This window comes from Streptomyces sp. MMG1533 (assembly GCF_001279775.1).
Lineage (GTDB): Bacteria > Actinomycetota > Actinomycetes > Streptomycetales > Streptomycetaceae > Streptomyces.
Map to the genome: position 1 here is coordinate 1 of NZ_LGDG01000086.1, position 9,633 is coordinate 9,633.

General features: G+C 69.8%; 5 protein-coding genes and 1 pseudogene. 3 read left to right on the top strand and 3 right to left on the bottom strand.

Annotation, left to right across the window (positions count from 1 at the left end; genetic code table 11):
• Both ADK57_RS11815 and ADK57_RS11820 read right to left on the bottom strand, forming a co-directional pair.
• On the bottom strand, window positions 1-316 hold a 316-nt coding region (locus tag ADK57_RS11815), incomplete at its 3' end, for a response regulator (RefSeq protein ID WP_159050041.1).
• 51 nt (window positions 317-367) lie between these two features.
• Complete coding sequence (locus tag ADK57_RS11820) at window positions 368-994, bottom strand: TetR/AcrR family transcriptional regulator (RefSeq protein WP_053749365.1); 627 nt, start codon at window positions 992-994, stop codon at window positions 368-370.
• Window positions 995-1,173: 179 nt separating this feature from the next.
• Between ADK57_RS11820 and ADK57_RS11825 the strand changes: the two genes are divergently transcribed.
• From ADK57_RS11825 to ADK57_RS51045, 3 genes and pseudogenes are all read left to right on the top strand, one after another.
• On the top strand, window positions 1,174-2,097 hold the full coding sequence (locus ADK57_RS11825) for an ABC transporter permease (RefSeq protein WP_053749362.1): 924 nt from the start codon (window positions 1,174-1,176) through the stop codon (window positions 2,095-2,097).
• 79 nt (window positions 2,098-2,176) lie between these two features.
• Entirely contained in the window at window positions 2,177-3,004 is an 828-nt protein-coding gene (locus ADK57_RS11830) for an ABC transporter ATP-binding protein (protein ID WP_053749366.1), read from the top strand.
• 107 nt (window positions 3,005-3,111) lie between these two features.
• Window positions 3,112-3,412: pseudogene (locus ADK57_RS51045) on the top strand (CDP-glycerol--poly(glycerophosphate) glycerophosphotransferase); the annotation flags it as partial.
• Window positions 3,413-3,923: 511 nt separating this feature from the next.
• On the opposite strand, the gene ADK57_RS11840 reads toward ADK57_RS51045, so the two are convergent.
• A complete protein-coding gene (locus tag ADK57_RS11840) occupies window positions 3,924-8,855 on the bottom strand; it encodes an NAD-glutamate dehydrogenase (RefSeq protein ID WP_053749364.1) in 4,932 nt (1,643 codons plus the stop codon).
• Between the last annotated feature and the right edge of the window lie 778 nt (window positions 8,856-9,633).

The window sequence follows — 9,633 nt, forward strand, 5'->3', positions numbered from 1 at the left end:
GCAGATAACCGACCCCGCTGCTCCCACCACCCAGCAGCTCGGCGGCGTACGACTCCTCGACGTACTGCGAGAGCACCAGCACCGGCAACCCGGGAATCTGCTCGCGCGCGGCGAGTGCGGCACGCAGGCCCTCGTCGCGGAAGCCGGGCGGCATCCGCACGTCCAGCACGGCCACGTCCGGGCGGTGCTCCAGCAGCGCGGGCAGGACCTCGGGGCCGGTGCCGACGACGGCCGCCACCTCGTGCCCGGCGGACGTCAGAAGGAGGACGAGGCCCTCGCGCAACAGGGCGTTGTCCTCGGCGATCACGAGTCTCATGGGACCCATGTTCCTACGGGTCGCACGGGACCCGCCCACCGGCCCCAGGGCTCACAACGCCTTGAGCCCCTCCGCGGTCGCCCGCGCCAGCGCCCCCAGATACCCCTTCGGGAGCTTCGGGCTGCGGATCACCACCGAGCGCCAGTACAACGGCCCCGAGATCAGGTCCAGCGCCAGGTCCTCGTCGAGCCCCTCACGGACCTCCCCGCGCTGCCGCGCCGCCCCCACGATCTTGCTGGCGACGCCCTCCTGCCCCTCCCGCAGCGCCTTCTGCAGGGCCTCGGCGATCTCGGGGTTGCGGGCCGCCTCGGCCTGGAGGTCGGGGATGATCTGCGAGGCCACGGGGTGGCGCAGGGCGCGGGAGGTCACCTCGTACAGCAGTCGCAGGTCGCCCTCCAGCGAGCCGGTGTCCGGCACCGGCAGGCCCATCACCGCGATCGCCGAGACGACGTCCAGGACGAGGTGCAGCTTGGAGCGCCAGCGGCGGTACACCGCGGTCTTGCCGACGCCCGCCCGGCGCGCGATCCCCTCGATGGACATCCGCGCGTAGCCGACGGCCGCGAGCTCCTCGAAGACGGCCGCCCTGATGGCCTCCGTCACATCCTCGCGGAGCACTGCGGCTCCGGCGGGGGCCCGGCGGCGCGGACGGGTCTGCGGCTCGTCGGCGTTCGTCGTCATACGGACCAGCATAGGGCGTTACGACGAAACGGTTGCGTTCCGACGTCGAATCGGCCTACGCTCACGTTGCGACGATACGGTCCCGTCCCGACGTAAGAGAACGTGAAGAGAAGCGTAAGGAAACGCCGGGCAACGGACCCACCCCGCACGCACCCACCCCCCGAGTGAAAGCAGCGGATGTGAGCCAGGTCCTCCACACACCGCCCCCGACGACGGCGGCCGCACCCGCCGAAGACGACCTCGCGGCCCTCGCCGCCCGCCACGGCCTCTCGGTCAGCGGCGCCCGCCCCTCCCTGCGCGAGTACGTCCGCCAGCTGTGGGCGCGGCGTCACTTCATCGGCGCGTTCTCGACCGCCAAGCTCACCGCGCAGTACAGCCAGGCGAAGCTGGGCCAGGTCTGGCAGGTGATGAACCCGCTGCTGAACGCGGCGGTGTACTTCTTCATCTTCGGTGTGCTGCTTGGCACCAAGAAGGGCGTGCCGGACTACATCCCGTTCCTGGTCACGGGCGTGTTCATCTGGACGTTCACCCAGAGCTCGATCCTGGCGGGCACCCGCGCGATCTCCGGCAACCTCGGCCTGGTGCGGGCCCTGCACTTCCCGCGGGCCGCGCTGCCGATCTCCTTCTGCCTGCAACAGCTCCAGCAACTGCTGTTCTCGATGGCCGCCCTGGTCGTCATCCTGCTCTGCTTCGGCGTGCCGGTCTCCGCGTCCTGGCTGCTGGCCTTCCCGGTGCTGCTGCTCCAGTTCACCTTCAACGCCGGCGTCTCGATGGTCATGGCCCGGCTGGGGGCGAAGACGCCGGACATCGCTCAGCTGATGCCGTTCATCCTGCGCACGTGGATGTACGTCTCGGGCGTGATGTGGAGCATCGACCACCTGCTCAGCAAGCACAACGACCTGCCGTCCTGGGTCGCGCCCGTCCTCCAGGCCAACCCGGCCGCCGTCTACATCGACCTGATGCGCTTCGCGCTGATCGACAGCTTCCACTCCAGCCAGCTGCCGCACCACGTGTGGCTGATCGCGACGGGCTGGGCCCTGTTCGCCGGGGTCGGCGGCTTCATCTACTTCTGGAAGGCTGAGGAGACGTACGGCCGTGGCTGACAACACGACATTCCCGGAACACTCGGAATTCCCGGAACACTCAGAATTCGCGGAACTCTCGGGACTCTCGGACGAGAAGATCCCCACCGTCGTCGTCGACGGCGTCGACATCGTCTACCGGGTCAACGGCACCGGAGCCGGGCGCGGCTCCGCGACCGCCGCCCTCAACCGCATGCTGCGCCGCGAGAAGACCGAGAGGGCAGCCGGTGTGCGCACGGTGCACGCGGTCAGGAACGTGTCGTTCGTCGCGTACCGCGGCGAGGCGATCGGCCTGATCGGCACCAACGGCTCGGGCAAGTCGACCCTGCTCAAGGCGGTAGCCGGCCTGCTTCCCGTGGAAAACGGCCGGATCCACACCGACGGCCAGCCCTCCCTCCTCGGCGTGAACGCGGCCCTGATGAACGACCTGACCGGCGAGCGCAACGTCCATCTCGGCGGCCTCGCCATGGGCATGTCCCGCGAGCAGGTCAAGGAGCGCTACCAGGAGATCGTCGACTTCTCCGGCATCAACGAGAAGGGCGACTTCATCACCCTCCCCATGCGGACGTACTCCTCCGGCATGGCCGCCCGCCTGCGCTTCTCCATCGCCGCCGCCAAGGACCACGACGTCCTGCTCATCGACGAGGCGCTGGCGACGGGCGACCGTTCCTTCCAGAAGCGCTCCGAGGCCCGCATCCGCGAACTGCGCAAGCACGCGGGCACGGTGTTCCTGGTCAGCCACAGCAACAAGTCGATCCGCGACACCTGCGACCGCGTGCTGTGGCTGGAGCGCGGCGAGTTGCGCATGGACGGGCCGACGGACGAGGTGCTGGAGGCGTACGAGGCGTTCACCGGCGGGCCGGACAAGGCGAAGGCCAAGCCACAGGCGAAGGCCAAGCCGCAGGCGAAGGTGCCGCTCCCCTCGTAAGGCCCCCGCGAGGTCCCTCGTGAGGCGCGACCGCGACCGCCCCGCCACTATGGCCCGCATAGGGGGCGTCCGGAGCGAAGCCGCCGAAGCCGAAGGAGTCCACCGCGATGCCCGAGCTCGGCGTCATCGTCCACGAGCCGGACACGCAGGGACACCTCGCCGGACTCCTCGACTCCCTGGCCGCCGTCCCCCTCCCGGGCGTCGAGGTGGTCGTGGCCGCGGTCGGCGACCGGGCCCGGGAGACGGCCGAGGCGCGCGCTGCCCGGGACGCTGGTCCTGCCCCTGCCGGACGGCACCGACGACACGGCGGCCCGCGCGGCGGGGGTCACACGGGCGTCCGGCCGCCGGCTGCACTTCGTCCACGCCAAGGACGGCCTGCCCCCGGGCACCCCGCGCACGATCGCCGAACACGCGCACATACGACCCCGGCCGAAGCCTCCCGGTCGGCCCCCACCGGGCCGGCCTCCTCCTGTCCCCCGGCAGACACCGCCTGACCACCCCGCCTCACCACCCTCCACCCGGGCGTCTTCGAGGGCCACGTCCGCCTGGACCTGTCGAGGGCCCTCCTCCCCCTGCACGGCTTCTCAGGCGTACGCCACCCCCGGCTCCGCATCGACCACCGGAGCCACGCGCCCCACGCAGCCGTCCTCCTGGCCCCCTCACCTTCCGAGGGCCGAGACCCGGGCCGCCTACAAATCCGCCGGCAGCCGGTGGACCTAACGGCGAACCTCCTACGCCCCGCCGCACGCCGCCTGGCCCACCCAACCCTGAAACGAACAGCCCACCTACCGAGAAGCGCCCTGAGCCAACCCCACCAGCACCAGCCCGAACCGGATGAGGTCACCTCACAAGGCTTGGGCACACCGAGAAAGGGCGCCCCGAGCCATTTCGGCCCGGGGCGCCCTGATACTCGTACGGCCTACGAATGCGTCCGCAGCAGCGTCCGCATCGTCCGCATGGCCACGGACAGGTTCGCCAGGTCGAACGTCTCCGAGCCCTGGATCTCGTCCAGGGTCGTGCGCGCCCGGCTCAGGATCGGGGCGTTCTTCTCCTGCCACGCCTTGAAGCGCTGCTCGGGAGTCGAGGTGCCGTTCCCGACGGCGAGGACGTCCGCGGTCAGGGCCGCGTGGGCCGCGTACAGGTCCTCACGGATGGAGGCGCGGGCCATGGACTGCCAGCGGTCGGCGCGGGGCAGCTCGATGATGCGGTCCATGAGCTGGGTGATGTGGAGCCGGTCGCCAAGGTCGTAGTAGACCTCGGCGACGTCCATCGGGTCCCGGCCCATACGGTCGGCCACCGAGACGATGTCGAGCGTCGGGAAGGCGGAGGAGAACCCGGCCACCCGGGTGGCGACCTCGTCCGGAACGCCGGCGCCCGTCAGCTCGTCGTAGATCTTCTGGTACCACTCCAGGTCCGCCCCGCGCAGCAGCTTGGGCAGCTGCACCCACACCTGCTCGACCCGGTCGCCGAAGAAGTCGACGGTCTCGGCGAGCTGCAGCGGCTGCGGCCGGTTGTTGAGCAGCCAGCGCGTACCGCGCTCGACCAGGCGCCGCGAGTGCAGCCGGATCCGGGTCTGGACGGCGGCCTCGACCTTGTTGTCGAGCGCCTCGACCGCGTCCCACACGACACCGGAGCGGAAGATCGCGCGGGCCGCGGTCTGCGCCCGAACGATCTCCTCCAGCGAGGCACCGGTCTCCTCGCGCAGCCGGTGCAGGTAGGTCGTACCGCCCGTGTTGACGGTGTCGTTGACCAGCACGGTCGTGGTGATCTCGCGGTGCAGCGGGTGTCCGTCGATGCGCTCCCCGAACTTCTCGCGCAGTGCGCTCGGGAAGTACGCCTGCAGCAGACCGCGCAGATACGGGTCGTCCGGCAGCGAGGTGTGCAGCAGCTCCTCGGCGACCGTGATCTTCGTGTAGGCCAGCAGGACGGCCGTCTCCGGTCCGGTCAGGCCCTGTGCGGCGCCGAGGCGTTCGCGGATCTGACGGTCCGTGGGCAGGAACTCCAGGGCCCGGTCCAGCAGGCCCTCGCGCACCAGATGGCGCAGGTACCGCTGCTGGGCGTGGAGCATGTCCTTGGACTGGGCGAGCGCGTTGGCGATGGCCGTGTTCTGCGCGTAGTTGTTGCGCAGGACCAGACTGCCGACCTCGTCGGTCATCTCGGCGAGCAGCTTGTTGCGCTGCTTGATCGTCATGTCGCCGTCCGCGACCAGGCCGTTGAGCAGGATCTTGATGTTCACCTCGTGGTCGGAGGTGTCCACGCCCGCGCTGTTGTCGATGGCATCCGTGTTGATCTTGCCGCCGTGCAGCGCGAACTCGATCCGGCCGAGCTGGGTGAGACCCAGGTTGCCGCCCTCGCCGACGACCCTGACGCGCAGGTCGGCGCCGTCGACGCGGATCGGGTCGTTGGCCTTGTCGCCGACGTCCGCGTGCGTCTCGGTGCTCGCCTTCACGTACGTCCCGATGCCGCCGTTCCACAGCAGGTCCACCGGCGCCTTGAGGATCGCCTTCATCAGGTCGGCCGGCGTCATCTTGGACACCTTGTCCTCGATACCGAGGGCCTCACGGATGTGGGCATTGACCGGGATCGCCTTGGCGGTACGGGGGAACACGCCGCCGCCCGTGGAGATGAGCGCGGTGTCGTAGTCCGCCCAGCTGGAACGGGGCAGCTCGAAGACGCGGCGGCGCTCGGCGTAGGAGGTGGCCGCGTCGGGCTTCGGGTCGATGAAGATGTGCCGGTGGTCGAAGGCGGCGACCAGGCGGATGTGCTCGGAGAGCAGCATGCCGTTGCCGAACACGTCACCGGACATGTCGCCGATGCCGACGACCGTGAAGTCCTCGGCCTGCGTGTTCACGTCCAGCTCGCGGAAGTGCCGCTTGACGGACTCCCAGGCGCCGCGGGCGGTGATGCCCATGCCCTTGTGGTCGTATCCGGCGGAGCCGCCGGAGGCGAAGGCGTCGCCGAGCCAGAAGTTGTAGGTCTCCGCCACCCCGTTGGCGATGTCGGAGAAGGTCGCGGTGCCCTTGTCGGCGGCGACGACGAGGTAGGTGTCGTCCCCGTCGTGCCGGACGACGTCGGCGGGCGGGACCACTTCACCGGCGACCATGTTGTCGGTGATGTCGAGCAGCGCCGAGATGAAGGTCTTGTAGCTGCGGATGCCCTCCGCCAGCCACGCGTCCCGGTCGACGGCCGGGTCGGGCAGCTGCTTGGCGACGAAGCCGCCCTTGGCGCCCACCGGCACGATGACGGTGTTCTTCACCATCTGCGCCTTGACCAGGCCGAGGATCTCGGTCCGGAAGTCCTCCTTGCGGTCGGACCAGCGCAGCCCTCCTCGCGCGACCTTTCCGAACCGGAGGTGCACGCCCTCCACCTGCGGCGAGTAGACCCAGATCTCGAACGCCGGGCGCGGCGCCGGCAGATCGGGGATCGCCTGCGGGTCGAACTTCATGGAGACGTAGTCGTGCGGCTTGCCGCCCGCCGCCTCCTGGAAGAAGTTCGTCCTGAGGGTCGCCTTGATGACGGTGAGGAAGGACCGCAGGATCCGGTCCTCGTCGAGGGAGGCCACCTGGTCGAGAGCCGCGTCGAGCTCCTCCAGCAGTGCGTCGACGAGCTCGTGCCCGGCACGCTGCCGGTCCGGCGACATCCGCGCCTCGAACAGCGACACCAGCAGCCGGGTGGTGTGGACGTTGTGGCGGAGGGTGTCCTCCATGTAGTCCTGGCTGAACGTCGAGCCCGCCTGCCGCAGGTACTTCGCGTACGCCCGCAGCACCATCGCCTGCCGCCAGTTCAACCCGGCACTCAGCACGAGGGCGTTGAACCCGTCGTTCTCCGCCCGGCCGGTCCAGGTCGCGGCGAAGGCCTCCTGGAAGCGCTCGCGCCCGTCGTCACCGAGGTAGTCGCCGCTCCCGCTCTTCGGCCGGGGCATGCGCAGCCCGAAGTCGTAGATCCAGGCCACGCTCCGGTCCGAGCAGCGCAGTTCGTACGGCCGCTCGTCCATGACCTCGACACCGAGCCGGTTGAGGACGGGCAGCACGGCCGACAGGGTGATGGACTCACCCTTGCGGTAGATCTTGAACCGGCGCTCCTCGGGGGCGGCGCCCACGGGCTCGTACAGGCTGAGCGAGAAGCCCTTCTCCTCGGTGAGCTTCTCGAGCTGCGCGAGGTCGGCGACCGCGGAGCGCGGGTTGTGGTCGGCCTTGTAGCCCTCGGGGATCGCGTTGCCGTAGCGGCGCACCAGCTCGGCGGCGCGCTCCTCGCCGAACTCGGCGTTCAGCGCCTCACCGAACCCGTCGGCCCACGACCTGGCGGCCTCCACCAGCCGTGCCTCGATGCGATCCTTGTCGGCGTCGGACAGTTGCGGCAGTTCGGTGCCCTGCGGGACCCGGACCACGAAGTGCAGCCGGGAGAGGATCGACTCGGTGTTCCAGGCGGTGAAGTCGACGCTGGTACCGCCGAGTTCCTCCTTGAGGATGTCGATGATCCGCAGCCGAACGCCGGTGGTGTACCGGTCGCGGGGCAGGTAGACGAGGGCGGAGTAGTAACGCCCGTACTCGTCCTGCCGCAGGTAGAGCCGCAGCCGCCGCCGCTCCTGGAGGTAGAGCACGGACGTGACGATGGACTGCAACTCGTCGGGCGGGGTCTGGAAGAGCTCGTCACGCGGATAGGTCTCGAGGATCTGCAGCAGATCGCGCCCGTCGTGGCTGTTGGGCGAGAACCCGGCCCGCTCCAGCACCTCTTCGACCTTGCGCCGGATGACGGGCACCCGCCGCACGGACTCGGTGTAGGCGGCGGACGAGAACAGCCCGAGGAAGCGCCGCTCACCCACCACGTTGCCATCCGCGTCGAACTTCTTGACGCCGATGTAGTCGAGATACGACGGCCGGTGCACGGTCGCCCGGCTGTTCGCCTTGGTCAGAACGAGGAGCTTGTGCTCACGTGCCTTGGCCCGGGCGTCCGCCGGCAGCCGCTCGAAGGACGGGCTGACGGGGTGGCTGTCCCCGCCGGCGTGATGCGGATCGGACCGCAGAATGCCGAGCCCGGTCCCGGGCACGGCAACGAGGGAGTCGTCCTCCCTGAGCTGGTACTCCCGATACCCGAGGAACGTGAAGTGATCCGCGGACAGCCAGCGCAGCAGCTCCCGCGCCTCCTCGATGTCCTGCTCACGCAGGTCGGAGGCGACGGGCTCCTTGGGCAGTTCGTCGGCCATGCGCAGCGCCGAGTCCCGCATCTTCTCCCAGTCCTCGACGGCCTCGCGGACGTCGGACAGGACACGCAGCAGGTCGGAGTTGATCTGCTTCAGGTCGCCGCGGTCGGTCTCGCGGTCGATCTCGACATGGATCCAGGACTCGATGTGCGCGTCGTGCGGCAACTCGCCGGCGACAGGGGCGGTGACCACCTCGATGAGCCTGCCGGTGACGTCACGCCGCACGATGACCTGCGGGTGAATGACGACGTGAATCCCGCGACCCTGCCGAGTCAGCTCGTTGGTGACGGAGTCGACGAGGAAGGGCATGTCATCGGTGACAACCTCGACAACCGAATGACTGCAGGTCCACCCGTTCCCTTCCACGGTGGGCGTGTGGACCCGCACGTTGGCCGTGCCCTGCGGGCGGTTCTCGGCCAGCCGGTAGTGCGAGAGTGCGGCGCCGAAGATGTCGACCGGGTCGCGGTCGGCGAGGTCCTCCGGGGCGGTGTGCAGGTAGTAGCGCTGGAGGAACGCGAGCACAGTGTCCCGATCCGGGGTGCTCTCGTCCGTCGTCCCGGTCGGTAGGTGCCCCCCGACCGGGCTGTTCTCAGCTACCCGGGCGGCCCTCTCGAGCAGCTCGGCCTTGGCTTCGTCCAGCTTGGTCTGCATTGTCCTCTGGCTCCTGTCGCGCGCCGTTGCGTGACGTAGGTGGAAGTACGGTCTCTTCCCCTGTGACGTAACGCCGTGACGCGGGGTGTCCGGTCTGCTCCGACGCTATGCCGCAAGGCGAGATGAGCGGGGGGTTATCAGCCATTCTCGACACGCCGGAAGGGTGTGACGCTGCTCTCTGCGGCGCGTGCTTCCGGGGTGGGTACGGCGTCCTGGGGGCCCTTGCGCCCCCGTCCCGCCCGCGAAGACCAGCGACCGCCGCCCGACCACGGATGTACTCCGTGCTCCCCGGGCGCAAGGCGGGGGCGACGATGCCCCCGCGAGATATCGCGCTGATCACGCCACCAAGGCTATCGCTCCCTACAGGGGGCCCGTCATGAGCCGTATGTGTACAAAACCGGGGGTGGAACTTTGACGTTCTGCACAGGGACGGAGAACGCCATCTCATGCGGGTCCCCTACACCCCGGCTCCCCCCCTCGCCCCGCCCGGCCCCGCACGGTCGCGAAACCCCCGGACCGCCCGGTGTCATGCCATCAGCTGCAGGCAGAGCACGGTCCGGCTGTTTTCAGCCCGCCCGAGCTCTGAGGACGAGGCCCTTCGGGGCGAAGCGGGTCGGGGGCGGAGCCCCCGGGGAGCAGGGTGCAGCCCGCGAGGGGTGCAGGGGACGCAGTCCCCGCCGGGGTCCAGGGGCGGAGCCCCTGGCGGGGTCGAAGGGGCAGCGCCCCTGGGGATGGGACGGGTAAGGGCGGCGGGGGCGAGAACACCCCGCCCCAACCC